The organism is Myxococcales bacterium, assembly GCA_016703425.1.
Taxonomy (GTDB): Bacteria; Myxococcota_A; Polyangia; order Polyangiales; family Polyangiaceae; genus JADJCA01.
In genome coordinates, this window is sequence record JADJCA010000001.1 from 55,708 (window position 1) to 72,115 (window position 16,408).

Genomic DNA, 16,408 nt, shown 5'->3' on the forward strand with positions numbered 1-16,408 from the left:
CGCCTGTGCGTGCACCCGCCGCGGCGAGCTGCGCCCTCGTTCGAGGACCGGCCTCAGCCCTCGTCGGCGGTAAAGGCCATGACGTCGCCGATGTCGGTGGTGCCGCAGGCCAAGGCCACGAGCCGATCGACGCCGAGCGCGTTGCCGCCGCTCGGCGGCAAGCCGCGCTCGAGCGCCGCGAGGAACCGTTCGTCGATGGGGTAGACAGGCAAGCGCCGCGCGGCGCGCTCGCGCTGGTCCCGCAAGAGGCGCGCTCGTTGCTCCTTCGGGTCGGTCAGCTCGCCGAATCCGTTGCAGAGCTCGACGCCCGCTACGTACACCTCGAAACGTTCGGCGACAGCCTCGTCGTCGGGGCGTCGGCGCGCCAGGGACGCTTGGGAGGCCGGGTAGTCGCAGAGCACGAGCGCGTGGGGCAAGGCCTCGATGGCCGGCTCGACGACGTCGACGAGGAGCTTGAAGAAGCGGTCTTCGTCGTTCTCCGCGATGCGAAGCGTCTCGTCGCGACGAAGGCCGGCGAAGCGCTCGTAGGCTTCGCAGACGGTCATGCGCTTGAAGGGCGGGGTGGTGTCGATAACCCGGCCCGCCAGCGTAACGGCGCCGCCGGTCACCTCGGCGATGAGCGCCTCCGTGTCAGCGATGATTGCCTCGACGCCAGCGTTGGCGCGGTACCACTCGAGCATCGCAAACTCGGGGTTGTGACGTGAGCCGCGCTCGCCGCGTCGGAAGGCGCGCGTGAGCTGGAAGATGCGCGGGTGACCGTCGGCCAAGAGCCGCTTCATGTGGTACTCGGGCGACGTTGACAGGTAGAGCGTCGCGCCCGCGCCCGCGTCCACGGCAAACGCGTCGAGGTGCAGATCGAGGCCCGGGGAGACCACGAGCAGCGGCGTCTCGACCTCAAGGAAGTCTCTCGCCGCAAAGAACGCGCGGAGCGTGGTGAGAATGCGGGCCCGTTCGGCGAGGCGCTTCACCGCGCCTCGTTCGGCGTCGGCGACAAGCCGCGAAGGAGCAGGTCGGCGAGCTGCGCGGCCGCTCGCGTGAGCGCCTCCGGCTCGCCGCGTCCCACGGTCCACGTGAGCGCGATGCCGTCCAAGGCCCCAAAGGTGGCGCGCGCCACGAGGTGTGGCGCGACATCGGGCCGGAAATCGCCGCGCGCCTGCCCCTCGGCGACCACCCGAGCGATGGCGTCGAGGTACATCATGAACTTGGGGGCCGCGAACTCGTTGATGAGCTTCGTCGACTCGCGCAAGATGATGGTCACGACCTCGGCGAGGTCGCGCTCGTCCTGGAGGAGGCCGAGCTGGAGTTCGATGATTCGGCGGAACTTCTCCGGCACTGAATCGATCTTCGCGAGCTCGTCTTTCATGTACCGGAGGAGGCGTTCCACGCGGTCCTCGAAGAGCGACACGAGGAGCTCCTCCTTCGAGCGAAAGTAGAGGTAGATCGTCCCGTCGGCGACCCCTGCGGCCTTCGCGATCGCGGAGACCTTGGTGCCGTGAAAGCCCGTTTTGGCGAAGACCTTCACGGCGGCGTCGAGGATGCGGTCACGCTTGTCGCCGCTTTTGGCGGAGGTCTTGCTCGCCTTTTTCGCCGACGGCGAAGGGCGCGCCTTCGCGCTCGCGCGGGACGAGCCCATCAGCGCCCCGCGAGGGAAAATACGCGCTCCGCGAACTGACCAAGCTCGCGCGCCATCCACGGGCCCAAGAGCGCGAGCGCCCCCGCGACGGCCAGGAGGCGGGGCAAGTGCCCGAGCGTCGCGTCCTGGATCTGCGTTGCGGCTTGGAACGACGCGACGACGGCTCCGACCAGGGCTGCCACGAGGATCACTGGCACCGAAAGGGCGAGGGCCATCAGCAGGGCTTCGCGGGCTTCGAGGAGGAGCGTCGTCGCGGGCATCGCGGTAGGTCCGACCGAAGGCTAGGGCGCACGCGGGGGGCGTTGGAGCTTGCTATCCGGCGTCGCTGGCGTCGGCGGGACCGGCGTCAGAGGAGGCCGCATCGTTCACGGCGCCATCGACGGAGCCGCCGTCCGGTGCGGCGTCAGGGCCGGCGTCGGCGCCGGGCACACTCGAGTCGGTGCTGGCATCGGCGGTCGAGCCGCCTTCCGCCGGTATCGCGGCGTCGCCGCCCGGCGTAGGCGGGGGCTGGCGGCAGACGTCGACGGTAGCCCTGCTGCGGTCCGACGGGCAGCAACGCCCCTCGCGATCGCTCACCTGGCCGCGAAACTCGGGCGCGAGCGGGAGGTCTTTCGAGGCGATGCAGACGAGGCCATCGGCGCAGTCTTCGTTGGTCTTGTCGGCGCGGTCGCTGTCGAGCTGGCAGCGATCACCCTCCGCTTGGCTTGAGCAAGCGACCGCCAAAGCCAAGAGGCCCAGCGACAAGGACACGAGGGCGGCTACGAGGGGGCGGGTCCGAAGCACGGCGAACGCACCCTACTTGGAAGGGCAACCCTTTGAAAGAAGGAAGTTTGCCCCGCTGCCCTTGGCTGTGGCGAACTGTGCCGGCGATGGCGTGGCTCGAATCGTCGGCGTTGGCGCTGTCGGCCCCTTTTGGGCAGGGCGCGGCGGGCCTTGCCGCGTCCTTGGCGAAGGTTTTCACTGACCTGGGGCGGGCTGCGACCTGGCTCTCGCTGAAGACTGGCCTGCCGCTCCTCATGCTCTCCGCGTTGGCCCTCGTCCTCGCGCTGCGGGTTGCGCGCAAAGTCGGGCGGATCGCCATCGAGTTCGCCCTGGCGCTGGTGCTCCTCTTGGCACTCCGTCGTCTCGGCCTGATGACCTGGTAGGGCGCCCTCCTCACGGGCCCAAAAGCGAGCTATAACGCCCGCGTTCGCGCCCCGGGCGGTCACGACGACCGCGCTCGTGCGAGGAGGATCGCCATGAAGCTCAGTGACTTGAAGATTGTCGTTTCCGGTGGAGCTCAGGGCATGGGGCGGCACTTTGCGATGCGGCTGGCGGAGGCCGGCGCCCAGGTGGCTGTCGGCGACGTCAACGAGGCGGGACTCGCGGAGACGGCGGGCATGGCCAAGGGCCCCGGAAAGGTGCACACGCGCAAGCTGGATGTCTCGAGCGAAGCCGACGTGGGGGCTTTCGTTGAGTGGGCTCACGAGGCCATGGGCGGCCTAAACGGCGTCATCAACAACGCTGGCATCCTTCGCGACGGACTCCTCGTCAAGAAGGACCGCGAGACCGGCCAGGTCAAGACGATGAGCAAGGAGCAATGGGACGCGGTCCTCGGCGTGAACCTGACGGGAGCGACTTTCCTCGTTCGTGACTCCGTGAAGAAGATGGTCGAAACGAACACTCGACCAGGCGTCATCGTCAACATGTCGAGCATCGCGCGTCACGGCAATCGCGGCCAGTCGAACTATGTCGCCGCCAAGAGCGCCCTTGCCGCGAACACCGTCACGTGGGCTCGGGAATTTGCCAGCTTCGGGGTCCGCGTTGGCTGCATCGCGCCCGGCATGATCGAGACGCCCATGACGCAAGGCATGAACCAGAAGGCGCGCGACGCGCTGGTCGCGGCGATCCCGGTGGCCCGTATCGGGTTGCCGGAGGACATCTGGGTGGCCGTGAAGTTCGTGCTCGAGTGTGACTACTTCAACGGCCGCACCATCGACGTCGATGGCGGCCTAAGCATGTAGTCGGCCTTACGAAGGAGCGCTCAGAACGGGAACGGCGCGGGCAGAGCACCATGAACGACGACATCAAACAGAAGATCCAAACCCTCATCGATTCGAACAAAGTCGTGCTGTTCATGAAAGGCACGAAGTCCTTCCCGCAGTGCGGTTTCTCGAGCCGGGTCGTGGAGATCCTGAAGAAGGAGGGCGTGGCGTTCGAGGGGGTCAACGTCCTCGCGGATCCAGAGCTCAGAGAAGGCATCAAGGAGTTCTCAAACTGGCCGACAATCCCTCAGCTTTATGTGAAGGGTAAGTTCGTCGGTGGCTGCGATATCGTGACCGAGATGCACCAGAACGGCGAGCTCAGCGGCGAGCTCGGCTGAGGCACGCAGCGCTGCGCGTCACCGGGCGTCACCGCCGGCGCGGGCTTGGGGGGCTTAGGCCCCGGCCTCGAGACTGACAGTTAGCATGCAAACTGTCGTCGCGGCCCGGCCCCCAACCCGCCGGCGCGCGCTACGGCCCTCGTCCACCACCGCTTTCGGCGAACGCCCAGCCGCCGCGGTTTGGCCGCGGCCTAGCCGTGCGTCACAGGATGTCGACCGTGCAGATGGTGTGCTCGGGGTTCAAGTCCAGGTGGACGTGGTCGCCCTCGCGGTACACGTAGTTGAAGTCTGCCTTGCAGCCCGCGTCGGAGTGCTTCTTTCGGGGCGCGACTCCGTGGTCGACGGCGTCGCCCCAGCTATGCCTCGAGCGCGCCGCACAGATGCCAGGGCAGACGTCCTTTGAGCAAATGCTCTGGCAAACGGCCCTCTGGTGCGCCGGCGAACGGTAGCCGCTCGTCACGCGGACGGCTTCGCCGAGCGCTTCTCGGTAGCGGTTGAGCTTCTCCACGAGCAGCGGCGAGAGCAGGACCTTCGTCGTGTAGGGCAACGAGGTGCCGACTAACTCCCGAAGGGTGAAGTACTTCCCGAGCTTGACGTCGAGGTCGTAGCGAGTGCCCGTAACCGCGTCGGTGAGTTCGTCGGTGTCGATGAAGCAGCGCGGCAGCGGATAGTTCGGCTCCTCCGCGAGGGGCGCGTACGCGGCTGTGAGGGTGGCGTCGGCGACGGTCCGCAGGGCCACATCGCCGGGGAAGGTGAGGACCGGGCAGGGGCTCGCCGCGTCAGGGGCGGCTCCCGTGTCTGGCGGAGCCGGTAGCGCAGTGTCGGCAGAGCCGGCGTCGACGTCCTCGGAAGGCGTCGGGCCCTCCTCCGCTTCCTCCGGGGTGCGCTCGCCACACGCGGGGACTGAGGCGAGCGCCACAGCGACGACGATCAGGAAGCGCGCTCGCATTCTAGAGCGTCCTTTGCAAAGTGCGTGCAGAGTCGGGCGCCGCCGCGACAGGCTCAAGGGTGCCAAGTTTGCCTCCTCATCCAACGCGATCCCGCGTGCGTGCGAGTGCCCGAGAGGGTAGCCCGATCCATGAGGCCGCGGGCCGCTGGTGGCCCCGGCGGCGCTCCCGCGAAGCTCGCTTCGCAGCCGAGGCCTATTTTTCGGCCTCCAGACCCGCATTTTTGTTTGCAACTTCCCCACAAAGCGCGCATCCCAAGTGGATACGGTTCGCCCGAGCAGCCCCGGGGCGGCCCAAACCAGGGGATGGCAGCAGCACAGATCACACGAGCGCTTTCTTTCCTTGATGCGAAGTCGGCAAAGGCCGAAGTCCGCGTCGGGATCCACGACGCCAGCCGGCTGGAGTGGAGCGCATCGGTACCTCTGCCGGAGAGCCGCTCCGTTCGCTACGAGCTCGAGGCGGTCCTCCAGATCCCGTCGAACGCCTTCGCGAAGCACGCGCCCTGGGACCAGCTCCAATCGTTTACCCGGCTTGACGGTCCGGCCGAGCCGGTGCGCTCCGGCGATCCGGTCACCATCGACGCGCTTCGTCGCCGCGCCGTGGCCATCGCCGCTTGCCTGTCGCGAGCGAGCGATGGCTTTTCCCGTGATTGCCGCCTCGCGGCTTCCCTGATCCATCGCGCGCCGCCGGCCGACCTCGAAGAACGTCTCCGCGGCTGGACCGAGACCGTCGGCACCGTCGTCGAGGAGGCGCGTGTTCACTTTGGAGCCCGCCAGGAGAACGATCCCGCCGAGCTCGCGCGCGAGCGCCGCTTGGCGGACGAATACGTCAGTGTTCGCCTCCTTGAGTTTCTCGCGGGGGTCGAGCGCGCGCTCCGCTCGATGCTCGAGTCACGCGCACCCCACGCCGACACCTTCCGTTCCCTCGTCGACGTGCTCGAAGCTGGCGTCGCGGACGCGCTCGAGCTGGAGCTCGGGCACCGTCAAGCGTGCGGCTACGTCCGCGCCGATGCAGGCTCTGCGGTTCAGCTGGAGCGGTACCTGGATCGAGCGAGCCAACTGAAGAAGCACTTCCAAGAGGTGCTCTTCCTCGAAGCCGAGCGCATCGTCGTCTCGGAGCGAATTCACCATTGGGCCGCGGGCGTCGCGGCGCTGATCGCGTCGTCGTGGGCTTTCGCGGCGCAGGTGTTCTTGTTGTCGCAACCCGCGTCCACCACGACGACCATCAGCTCGGGCTTGCTGCTCATCGGCGTCTTGGGCGGTGTCGTGTACGTCGTCAAAGACCGCTTGAAGGAGATGGGACGCTCCTGGATCTTCGGCCAAATGGGGCGCTTCTACGCGCAACGCGTGGCCCGCTATCGCGCGCCCGTTCGTCGCCTGACCTCACGCGATGTGGTCGTCTCGGCGCGCGAATCCTTCGAACAGGCCACGCAGAGTCACCCCGACCCGCTCAACCCCGAGAGCGGCGCGCGCGTCAACGCCACGGTCATCCGCTACGTCCACAAGGGCGTCGTCTCGCCGCAGCCGACCTTGACCAAAGAGGGCGTGCGAGGCATCAAGCACGTCTTCCGCTACGATCTCTCGCCGCTCTTCGCTCGCCTCGACGACTCGATCAAACAGGTGCCGGTGCTTGAGCCCACGTCGCGTCGCGTTCGCTTCGTCGACGCCCCGCGCTGCTACCGCCTTCCCGTGAAGCTGGTCCTCAGCTGCGACGGCGTCCGGACCGAAGAGTCGGTGACCTTGGTGGTGCACAAGCGCGGTCTCGATCGCCTCGAACGAGACGCCGACGCGATTCCCGACATCTGGCGCCTCGAACCTGAGCCGGAGACGGAGCTCGGCCCCGACAGCGACAGCGATCTCGCCGCGCGCGTCGCGATGCCTAGCCAGGTCTAACGCGCCCGTTCCCGAATGCGCTGGATACCAGGACAAGGCCGGACACCAGTCGACCGTGATGCGCGGCCTGCGATGAGCTATTGACGCTCCGTGGACCGCGCTCGCGTTTTCTTCGACATCGACCCCACGTGGCTGGTCCACCACGACCGCTCGCTCCTCGTGGTCGACAAGCCGGAGGGAGTTCCGACGCAGGCGGCCGACCCAGCGGTCCCCGATGATCTCGTCACCCGCCTGAAGCGTCACTTCGAGGCCACCCACGAGGACGACTACCTCGGGACGCATCAGCGCCTCGATCGGGACACCTCCGGGCTCCTCCTTTTCACCCGGCGCCGCGAGGCCAACGCGTCCATCGCGGCGCAGTTCGAGGGGCGCACCGTTGGCAAGCGCTACGTGGCTGCCGTCTCGCGCTGGTCGGAGCGCCGGAAGGAGGTCACCCTCGACGACCACCTCGTTCGCGGCGACGAAGGCCTGATGGTCGTTGTGCCCAGCGGCCGGCGCGGCGCGCAGCGTGCCCGCACTGTGGTCCGGGTCCTCGAGCGGCGCGGGGAGCGCGCGCTGCTTGAGTTGACGCTCGTCACTGGCCGGACGCACCAAGCGCGCGTGCAGCTTGCACACGCCGGCTTCGCCATCGCGGGGGACGTCCTCTACGGGGGCGCCCCAGCGCCGCGCCTCATGCTCCACGCGCGGTCCCTCACGGTCGTGCACCCGGACACGAAGCGGCCGGTGGCGTTCGAGAGCCGCGTCCCCGCGGACTTTGCGTTGTGGCTCGAACGAGGTGACCTCGGCGAAGGCATTTACGACGACGACGCGGCGCTTCGCCGTGCCCTCGCGCGCGCCCTGATTCGCCGCTACGGACTCGCGCGCTCTGCCGGGCCTCGCGCCACCACGGCGTTTCGTCTCGTCAACGAGGCCGGTGATGGCCTTCCTCGACTTGCCATCGATGCCTACGCCGAGCACCTGGTGGTTCAGCTCTACCGTGACAACGACGATGGGCGCGACGATGGACCCTGGGCCGACAAGGCGCGTCGCGAGCGAGTCCTCGACCGCGTCCACGAACTCGGCTTCGATGGCATTTACCTGAAGGTGCGGCCGCGTCAGGCGAACACGTTGGTGGATACGCGTCGCGATGACCTCGCGCCGCGTGAACCGGTTCGCGGCACACCAGCGCCAGTCGAGCTCGTGGTTCTTGAGGAGGGCATGCCCGTCGAGGTGCGCCTTGGCGACGGCCTCTCGACAGGAGTATTTCTTGATCAGCGCGCGAATCGCCGTCGCATCAGGGAAATGGCGGCGTCGAAGTCGCTGCTCAATCTCTTCTCCTACACCTGCGGGTTCACGCTCGCAGCGGTGATGGGGGGAGCGACGCGTACCGTTAGCGTCGACGCGTCGACGGCGGCGCTCGAGCGCGGCCGCCAAGGCCTGATGCGCCTCGGCGCGGACCTCAAGGCGCACACCTTTGTTGCGGAGGATGCCTTCGCCTACTTAGAGCGCGCGGCCCGCAAGAAGGAAACGTTCGACCTCGTGGTCCTCGACCCGCCGAGCTATTCGAAGTCGAAGAAGCATCGCTTCGTTGCCGACAGCGACTACGCGAAGCTCGCCGCGTTAGCTCTCCGCGTCGTGTCGCCCGGTGGAGCGCTCTTCGCGTCGACCAACCACCGCGGGATCCGTCGGGCAAAGTTCCGGCGCATGCTCCTCGACGCCGGCCGGTTGGCCGAGATCGACGTGGCCCAGGCGAAGGACCTGCCCGACCCGTCGGACTATCCGACGCCGCCCAACGTGGAGCCGCACCTCAAGTGCGCGCTGGTGACCCGACGCTGACCCGGGGGCGGCGCCGCCGGCCACCGCTCTTGACCCTGCAATCGCGCGGAATGGCAGCGGTTTGGGGCGCCTCCAGAAAACTAGCGCGGCGCCTGTAAGGCGTCGCTGCGGGCCGCGTTTCTTAGGCATTGGAGGGTTGGACAATGCGCTTTTTCGCTCTGGTCTTGGGTCTTGGTGTTGCTTCGATGGGCTGCGGCGGTGCGATGTCGCCAGCCGCCAAGACCGCCATGGCGCCGGCCGACGCGCCGGCCCCCAACCAGGCCGGCTACCCATCCAGTTACGCTAGCGCCGACATGGCTCCCGGCGGCGGGGCCCAACCCGCTCCGGCGAGTGCGAGCCTGGATCGCCGGGCAGCTGAGAGCGCCCCGAGCACCCGCGCCGAGGCCGAAGCCCCCGCGCGCAAGGAGCGTCCTGGTCTGGGTACCGAATGGGGCGAGTCGCGGGCCTCGCGCATCCGTGAGGTGGGCTTCGTTCGCGGCGGCGATGAGCCGAGCAGCGTCGTCTCGCTCCACTACAACGATCGCGATGGCGCTCGCGCGCTCGCCAGCTTCCAAGGTGCCCGCCCCATCCCCGCCGGCAGCCTCACGGCGCTCGGTGGCGCGGTCCGCGTGACCTTGGAAGGGGAGGGCGGCTCGTCGCTTGAGACCTTCCGCGTCGGTGATCGCAGCGTCGTCCTCGGCTCCGCTGGCCAGCGCTACACGATCGTGCTCACGAACCGGACCGGCCGTCGCTTCGAGACGGTCGCGAGCGTCGATGGCCTCGACGTCATCTCGGGGCGTTCCGCCTCGTTCGAGCAGCGCGGCTACGTGCTGCTGCCCTTCGCGACGCTCCGCATCGAGGGCTTCCGCCAGAGCGACCGCGCCGTCGCTGCCTTCCGCTTCTCGAAGGTCTCCGAGTCCTATGCGGCCCAGTCCGGCGGCTCGACGCGCAACGTCGGGGTCATCGGCCTCGCGTTCTTCCGTGAACGAGGCGAAGCCGAGTGGACCGACAGCGAACTCGAGATGCGCGACAGCGCCAGCCCTTTCCCCGGCGAGTCAAACCGGTTCGCGCGCCCCCCTCGCTGAGGTCAGCGAACGAGCGAGAGGCGCGGTCCGACGGCGAACGACGCGACGTGTCCGCTCTCTTCGGCGACGTAGACGTCGCAGCGTTCATCGACGCGAAGCAAGTCGGGGATCGCGTCGCAGGGCCCAATGGTCGCCAACTGGGCGCCGTCTGCGGGGCGGAAGACGTGCACGTCGGTGTGGGGCACGAAGAGGGCGCCGGAACGCAAGACCGGCTCCAAGCGTCGGGGAATGTCGCTCTCCATGACGCGCCCGAGGAGGTGTCGGTAGTGAATCTTTCCCGTCTCGCCGTGGACCGCGATGAGCTCACCGGTCGGTGAGTTGCCGATGACGAGGTCGTCGACGGTAAGCCACGAGGTGCCAACGGGCGCGAGCGTCGAGTCCTGTCGCCAAGCCGTGGCGCCCGACTCGCGATCGAAGGCGACGAGGCGCACGCCATAACGATCGCGCACGGTGCAGACGGCCAAAGGCCCCGCCGCGAGGGGAGTTGCTTCCACGTTGGCGGGCCCCTCCGCGATGGCGCTGCGGAAGCGAACCTCACCGGAATAGGGGTCAATGCCCCAGAGCTCTGCCAGTGAGCTCATGCCGCCGGCGACGGCGAAGAGCACCTCGTTGCCCAGGACCGGCGCGCTGCGGAAGCGCAAGCGGCTCCGGACGCGCCACACGACCTCGCCCGTTTGAACGTCGATGGCCGTGAGCGCGCTGTCGCCGCTCGCGACGTAGAGCAGACGGCCGTGGCGCCGGAGGCGAGGCGCTCCTCCGCGCCCCCAGGCGTAGCGCCACCGCGGCTCGCCGCTCGCGAGGTCGATGGCGACGAGGTGGCGTTCGCCCTCGGTCACGACCAAGAGCTTGGGGAGGCCCGGTGCGTTGACGACGGTCCCCGCTGGCGGGCCCCCGAGCCGTGGCCTAATGCGGGCGCGCAGGGTGACCTCTCCGGTGCCGAAGTCGTGGACGTCGATGTGCCCGTCGGCGACGACGCGCGCGATGCCGCCCGGGGTGACCACCGCCGTGCCGCGAACCGTGGGAACGCGCCACAAGATCCGGCCCGAGGCTCGATCGAGGCAGAAGGTCTCGAGGGTGGCACCGACGACGATGCGATCGCCGCACAGGAACGTCGCGCGGAGATCGATCCCGGGCACGAGCGCTCGCCAACGCGGCGCGTAGCGAAGCCGTGTCCCGGCGAGGTCGGCGGTGGAGACGGCGGGCCGCGAGCGCTCCGCGAAGGCGCGGTAGGGCTCGGGCTCCTTGTTGAGCAACATGTCGTCTCGGTAGACCTCACGGAGCGCTGCTTCCGCGTCGCGAAGCGCCCTTCGGAACGCCCCAAGACGGAGGTTCATGCACTGGCTCCGGTCGCGGCGAAGAACGCCCCGCACGAGCGAGCGACCAAAAGAAATGGCGCACTCGACGATGTCGACGACGGTCAGGGCTGGAAAGGTGTAAGATGCACTCTTGCCGCTGTCGCCGCGGATTGCGACGGCGGAGAGCGTAAGGAGCGCCGTGCCGCCTTCCGCGACGCGAATGCCGACGAGGACGCCGCCGCCTTCCTGCCGTACGAAGTGTTCGCGTCCCCGCTCCCAGGCGTGGAGCGACGCTACGGCCAACTCCAGGAAACGTTCGGCGAACACGAAGGGGTGCCCTTCGCCGAGCTCCACGGCGCGACCCCGGGCCTCGGCGCGGAGGCGCCCGCGGAACAGGAGCGCGTGCAGATCCGTCCGCTCGACTCGCGCAGCTTCCGGCGCCGCCGGCACCGTGGAGGGTCGAACGGAGAAATCGCAGCCGAGGGCCACCGGCGCGTCGCGATCAATGTCGACGGTCACGACCGACGCCGGCTGCATCGAAGTGCCGCGCGGCGAACGGTCAACGGAGGCCAGCGCGAGGGCCGCCTGCTCGAGGTCGAAGTGCAGCGCGTCGGCGTGGCCTTCCTTCGCGAGAGCGCCTGAAACGGCGGCCGTCAGCGCGTCGATGACATCGAGGAATGGCACGCTGGCGTCGTGGACCGTGACGCGCGGGCACGGGCCCGCGCGATAGACGCTCAAGCTCGCGGCGTCTCCGAACCGCTCGAGGCACAGCTCCCAGGGCTCGTCGTAGAAGCGCACGAGCGTCTTGCCCGTGTCGCGCTTGCCGAGCGCCGCCGCGGCCACGGCCAGGTCGCGCAGCGCGGCCGTCGCGTGCCGCGAGCCGACGCGGGCGCGCACTCCGTCGGCGTCCTCGCCGCTCACGAACACGTCCAGTACCTCGCGGGCGTCGCGGCCGTCACCTCTCCTCTTGGGACGAGAGCCCGAGGCGGGAGCTGCGTGGGTGTCGTTGGGAGAGACTTCCGTCTCTCGGTCTTCGGCGACGAAGATCTCGAAGCTGCGCATTCGGTTTTGGTGGGGTCCGCGGGTAGGGGAACTGCGAGGGAGAGAGCGGGCGCGCCGCTGCCGGCGAAGACCCGAGCCGAATCCTAAGAACGCCACCCCAATCGAGGTAGTTTTCTGCGACGTATGTCGCGGATTGGACGGCGGAAAAGCGAAGGTGGTAGGGCGCCGCTTCGCCTACCATCGCGGCATGGATAACGACGCGGTGGCGAGGGCGCTCTTGGAGCTTGCCGACGTTCTGGAGCTCGGGGGAGAGGCGCCCTTTCGGGTGCGCGCCTTTCGCAATGGCGCGCGCGCCGTGGAAGGCCTCGGTGAATCGCTCGTGGAGGCGCTCAAGAGCGGCGGGGGCGCCCTCGAGGGCGTGCCCGGCATCGGCGACGGCGTCCTTCGCCGCGTCAAAGAGCTGGTGTCGACGGGCGCGCTCCGCGAGCTCGAGGAGGCGCGCGCCAAGCTTCCGCCAGGGCTGACGGAGCTCATCAACGTGCCCGGCATGGGCATCAAGACGGCGCAGCAGATGTGGCACGAGCGGGGCATCACGACTCTCGACGCCTTGGAGGCGGCCGCGAGAGCCGGCGAACTGGCGAGCCTGCCGCGCTTTGGGAAGAAGAAGGAGGAGAAGCTCCTCGGCGCCATCACGGCGTACCGGGCGCGCGCCAGCGCGCCGAAGCGTTGGCCCATGGCGGAAGCCTTGGCTCTCGCTGAGCTCCTCTGCGAACGCGTCCGGGCGCTGCCGGGGGTCTTGGCATGCGAATACGCCGGGAGCCTTCGCCGCAGGCGCGAGACCGTGGGCGATCTCGACGTCTTGGTGGCGGCAAGCGAAGACGCGACCGCGAGCATCATGGACGCCTGGGCCACGATGCCCGAGGTCGCCGAGATCCTCGGCAAGGGCGACACCAAGACGACGGTCGTCCTCAAGAGCGGTCTCCAGGCCGATCTGCGCGTGGTGCCGAAGGAATCCTTCGGCGCGGCGCTTCAGTACTTCACCGGCTCGAAGGACCACAACGTGGCCATGCGCACGCTGGCGGTACGCCGCGGTCTCAAGGTCAACGAGTACGGAGTCTACGACACGGCGGGCAGCGCCGTCGCCGGCGACACCGAAGAGGGCGTCTACGAGTCGCTAGGTCTCCGCTGGATGACGCCCGAGCTGCGCGAGAATCGCGGCGAAATTGAGGCCGCGAAGGATGGCTCGTTGCCGCGCCTCGTGGAGCTCGCCGACCTTCGCGGCGACCTCCACATGCACACCAAAGAGACCGACGGCGCCGCGACCATCGTCGAGATGGCGCTCGCGGCCAAGGCCAAGGGCCGCAGCTACATCGCCGTCACCGACCATTCGCAGGCGCTCGGCATCGCCAATGGGATGACCCCGGAGCGTCTCCGCGAGCACGTGAAACGCATTCGCCAAGCGGAAGAGGAGGCGGGATTCCGAATCCTCGCCGGCGTCGAGGCGGACATCCTCGCCGACGGCAGCCTCGACCTCGTGCAGGAGCTCGGCGGGCTCGATTGGGTGGTGGGCAGCGTCCATTCGAAGCTCGACATGCCCAAAGACGAGATGACCAAGCGCATCGTTCGCGCCATCGAGTCGGGGCTCATCGATTGCGTTGGCCACATCACGGGCCGCCTCTTGGGCGGGCGCGACGGCAGCCCCATGGACTTGGACGCGATCCTCGAGGCGCTGGCCCGCGTTGGCGTCGCCATCGAGCTCAACGCGTCGCCGCTCCGGCTCGACATCTCCGAAAACGGTGCCCGCATGGCACGAGAACGAGGCGTCCCCGTCGCCATCAACTCCGACGCCCACTCGACGCGCGAGCTGGACCACCTGCGCTATGGCGTCGGCATCGCGAGGCGCGCGTGGCTGGGGCCCGAGCATGTGCTCACCACCAAAACGGCCGACGAGCTGATGGCGTGGCGAAAAAGTCGCCGCGCGAATTGATTGAAAAAAAGAAACGGCGGCGACTCGCGTCACCGCCGCTTCGTGTCTCCGCCCGGGTGAAGCCCGGGCGGCTCTTGCTTCAGCGCGGTCCGCGACCGCCGCCGCCACCGCCGCGACGGTCGTCGCGACCGCCACGACCGCCGCCGGGGCCGCTGCGGCGCGGCGGGCCGCCGCCGGATTCGCGGGCCGCGAGCATGCGCGCCTTGGCCATCTCGCCGGCCTCGCCCTCGGGGAGCGGCAAGAGTTCGCGGCGGCTGAGGCGGATGCGGCCGAGCTGCACGTCGACGGAGATGACCTTCACCTCGACGACGTCGCCCTCCTTCATGATGTCGCTGGGGCGCTCAACGCGCTCGTGCGACATCTCGGACACGTGGAGGAGTCCCTCCTTGCCAGGCATGATTTCGACGAAGGCGCCGAAGTCTTCGAGCCGCGTGACCGGGCCCTTGTACGTCTGACCGACCTCGGCCTCGGCCGTGAGGCCGCGGATGATGTCGAGCGCCTTCTTGACCGCGTCGGAATCGGACGACGCGATGTTGACGGTGCCGTCGTCGTTCACGTCGATGGCGACGCCGGTCTGGTCGATGATGCCCTTGATGGTCTTGCCACCGGGGCCGATGATGATGCGGATCTGGTCCGGCTTGACCTTGACCGTCGTGATGCGCGGCGCGTGCTTCGACAGGTCGTTTCGGTGCGTCGCCAAGGTCTCGAGCATCTTGCCGAGGATGAAGAGGCGCGCCTCGCGGGCCTGGCTGAGGGCCGTCGTCATGATCTCGCGCGAGAGACCGGCGATCTTGATGTCCATCTGGATCGCGGTGATGCCCTTGGCTGTGCCGCAGACCTTGAAGTCCATGTCGCCGAGGTGGTCCTCGTCGCCGAGGATGTCGCTAAGGATCGCCGTGCGCGAACCGTCAGAGATCAGGCCCATCGCGATGCCCGCGACGGGCGCCTTGATGGGAACGCCGGCGTCCATGAGGGAGAGAGAACCGCCGCAGACGCTGGCCATCGACGACGAGCCGTTGGACTCGAGCGTCTCGGACACGACGCGGACCGTGTAGGGGAACTTCTCTTGCTCGGGGAGCATGCGCACGAGGGCGCGCTCGGCGAGGGCGCCGTGCCCGATCTCGCGACGACCGGGGCCGCGCATCGGCTTGGTCTCACCGGTCGAGAAGGGGGGGAAGTTGTAGTGAAGCAAGAAGCGCTTCCATCGCTCGCCCGTGAGCGCGTCGATCTTCTGCTCGTCGCTCGACGTTCCGAGCGTCGTGGTCACGATGGCTTGCGTCTCGCCGCGCTGGAAGAGCGCCGAGCCGTGGGTGCGCGGCAGGAGGCCCGCCTCGCAGACGATGGCGCGGATGTCTTTGGGTCCGCGGCCGTCGATGCGCTTCATGTTGCTGAGCACGTAGTCGCGGACCACGTGGTACTTGCGCTCGTCGAACTCGGCCTTGATGAGCTTCTCGTGCTCGGCGAATTTCTCGGCGCCCAGCTCCGCGGTGAGCGCCTGGACCATCTTGTCCTTGACGCTCTTGTAGGTGCCGTATCGGCTCGCCTTCTCCTTGATGAGCGAAGCCTCGAGGATGCCCGCGTCGCACAGCTTCGCCACGCGGCTCGCGACCTCGGCCGGCAGAGCCTTGGGGACGAAGGCTCGCTTGGGCTTGCCAACGGCCGCCTTGATCTTCTCGATGAGCTCGATGATCGGCTGCGCCGCGCGGTGGGCGAACCACAATGCGTCGATGATGTCGGTCTCGGAGGCCTCGCCGGCCCCGCCTTCGACCATCACGATGGCGTCTTTGGAGCACGCGACGACGAGGTCGATGTCGGCCTGCGACTGCTGCTCGAAGGTCGGGAAGGGGATCAGCTCGCCGCCGACGCGGGCGACGCGGACGCCCGCCAGGGGGCCCGCCCACGGGATGTCGCTGATGCTGAGGGCCGCGCTGGCGCCGCACACGGCGAGGACGTCGGTGGGGTTCTCTTTGTCGGACGAGAGGACCGTCGCGATGACCTGCGTGTCGTTCTTGTAGCCCTCGGGGAAGAGCGGGCGGCAGGGGCGGTCGATGAGGCGGCAGGTCAGGATCTCTTCGTCGCGCTGACGAGCCTCGCGCTTGAAGAAGCCGCCGGGGATCTTGCCCGCTGCGTACGTCTTTTCGACGTATTCGCAGGTGAGAGGGAAGAAGTCGAGGCCCGGGCGCTCGTCGCCGGAGACGGCCGTGACGAGGACCATGCTCTCGCCGTAGGAGACGAGGATTGAGCCGTGAGCTTGTTTGGCGAGGCGGCCCGTTTCAAAGGTGAGCGGCTTGCCGTTGATGAGGACGGATTCTCGAACGAATGCCATGAGAGGCTCCTTGGTGCGTCGACGTTGCCTTAGAGGCATGGCGCCGGCGCGGTTGTCTCGCTTCCCGCGAGACCAAGACGCACGG

The 16,408-nt window shown here is 68.4% G+C and carries 14 protein-coding genes; 7 read left to right on the forward strand and 7 right to left on the reverse strand.

The features are described from left to right. Positions 1–53: 53 nt before the first annotated feature. Genes genX through IPG50_00235 form a run of 4 tightly spaced genes read right to left on the reverse strand, consistent with a single transcriptional unit; the run spans position 54 to position 2,416 of the window. A complete protein-coding gene (genX, locus tag IPG50_00220; protein MBK6690628.1) occupies positions 54–1,070 on the reverse strand; it encodes an EF-P lysine aminoacylase GenX in 1,017 nt (338 codons plus the stop codon). Continuing rightward, positions 965–1,633, reverse strand: a complete 669-nt coding sequence (locus IPG50_00225; GenBank protein ID MBK6690629.1) for a TetR/AcrR family transcriptional regulator — start codon at positions 1,631–1,633, stop codon at positions 965–967. The genes genX and IPG50_00225 overlap by 106 nt, the downstream gene beginning before the upstream one ends. Next, complete coding sequence (locus IPG50_00230) at positions 1,633–1,893, reverse strand: flagellar biosynthetic protein FliQ (protein ID MBK6690630.1); 261 nt, start codon at positions 1,891–1,893, stop codon at positions 1,633–1,635. The genes IPG50_00225 and IPG50_00230 overlap by 1 nt, the downstream gene beginning before the upstream one ends. Before the next feature lie 52 nt (positions 1,894–1,945). Beyond that, positions 1,946–2,416, reverse strand: a complete 471-nt coding sequence (locus IPG50_00235; protein MBK6690631.1) for a hypothetical protein — start codon at positions 2,414–2,416, stop codon at positions 1,946–1,948. An 86-nt stretch (positions 2,417–2,502) separates the two neighbouring features. On the opposite strand from IPG50_00235, the gene IPG50_00240 reads away from it, so the two are divergent. The 3 genes from IPG50_00240 (at position 2,503) to grxD (ending at position 3,995) form a co-directional block, all read left to right on the forward strand. After that, complete coding sequence (locus tag IPG50_00240) at positions 2,503–2,778, forward strand: hypothetical protein (GenBank protein MBK6690632.1); 276 nt, start codon at positions 2,503–2,505, stop codon at positions 2,776–2,778. Positions 2,779–2,871: 93 nt separating this feature from the next. Continuing rightward, positions 2,872–3,636, forward strand: a complete 765-nt coding sequence (locus IPG50_00245) for an SDR family oxidoreductase (GenBank protein MBK6690633.1) — start codon at positions 2,872–2,874, stop codon at positions 3,634–3,636. 50 nt (positions 3,637–3,686) lie between these two features. Then, positions 3,687–3,995: a Grx4 family monothiol glutaredoxin gene (gene grxD, locus IPG50_00250; GenBank protein ID MBK6690634.1), complete on the forward strand. Its 309-nt coding sequence runs from the start codon at positions 3,687–3,689 to the stop codon at positions 3,993–3,995. A 202-nt stretch (positions 3,996–4,197) separates the two neighbouring features. Here grxD and IPG50_00255 read toward each other — a convergent pair whose 3' ends face one another. After that, positions 4,198–4,944, reverse strand: a complete 747-nt coding sequence (locus IPG50_00255) for a hypothetical protein (GenBank protein MBK6690635.1) — start codon at positions 4,942–4,944, stop codon at positions 4,198–4,200. Positions 4,945–5,247: 303 nt separating this feature from the next. Here IPG50_00255 and IPG50_00260 point away from each other — a divergent pair, with 303 nt between their 5' ends. The 3 genes from IPG50_00260 (at position 5,248) to IPG50_00270 (ending at position 9,713) form a co-directional block, all read left to right on the forward strand. Then, a complete protein-coding gene (locus IPG50_00260) occupies positions 5,248–6,834 on the forward strand; it encodes a hypothetical protein (GenBank protein ID MBK6690636.1) in 1,587 nt (528 codons plus the stop codon). Between the two features lie 90 nt (positions 6,835–6,924). After that, on the forward strand, positions 6,925–8,649 hold the full coding sequence (locus IPG50_00265) for a class I SAM-dependent methyltransferase (GenBank protein MBK6690637.1): 1,725 nt from the start codon (positions 6,925–6,927) through the stop codon (positions 8,647–8,649). Positions 8,650–8,792: 143 nt separating this feature from the next. Next, on the forward strand, positions 8,793–9,713 hold the full coding sequence (locus tag IPG50_00270; GenBank protein MBK6690638.1) for a hypothetical protein: 921 nt from the start codon (positions 8,793–8,795) through the stop codon (positions 9,711–9,713). 2 nt (positions 9,714–9,715) lie between these two features. Here IPG50_00270 and IPG50_00275 read toward each other — a convergent pair whose 3' ends face one another. Further along, positions 9,716–12,070 (reverse strand): PQQ-like beta-propeller repeat protein, encoded by a 2,355-nt coding sequence (locus tag IPG50_00275; protein ID MBK6690639.1) that lies wholly within the window; start codon positions 12,068–12,070, stop codon positions 9,716–9,718. A gap of 187 nt (positions 12,071–12,257) precedes the next feature. Here IPG50_00275 and polX point away from each other — a divergent pair, with 187 nt between their 5' ends. Then, positions 12,258–13,997, forward strand: coding sequence for a DNA polymerase/3'-5' exonuclease PolX (polX, locus tag IPG50_00280; protein MBK6690640.1), 1,740 nt, complete (start codon positions 12,258–12,260; stop codon positions 13,995–13,997). A 79-nt stretch (positions 13,998–14,076) separates the two neighbouring features. Here the strand turns inward: polX and pnp are convergent, their stop codons facing one another. Continuing rightward, the gene (pnp, locus tag IPG50_00285) at positions 14,077–16,323 is read right to left on the reverse strand and encodes a polyribonucleotide nucleotidyltransferase (GenBank protein ID MBK6690641.1); all 2,247 of its coding nucleotides are present in this window, start codon (positions 16,321–16,323) and stop codon (positions 14,077–14,079) included. Positions 16,324–16,408: the final 85 nt, after the last annotated feature.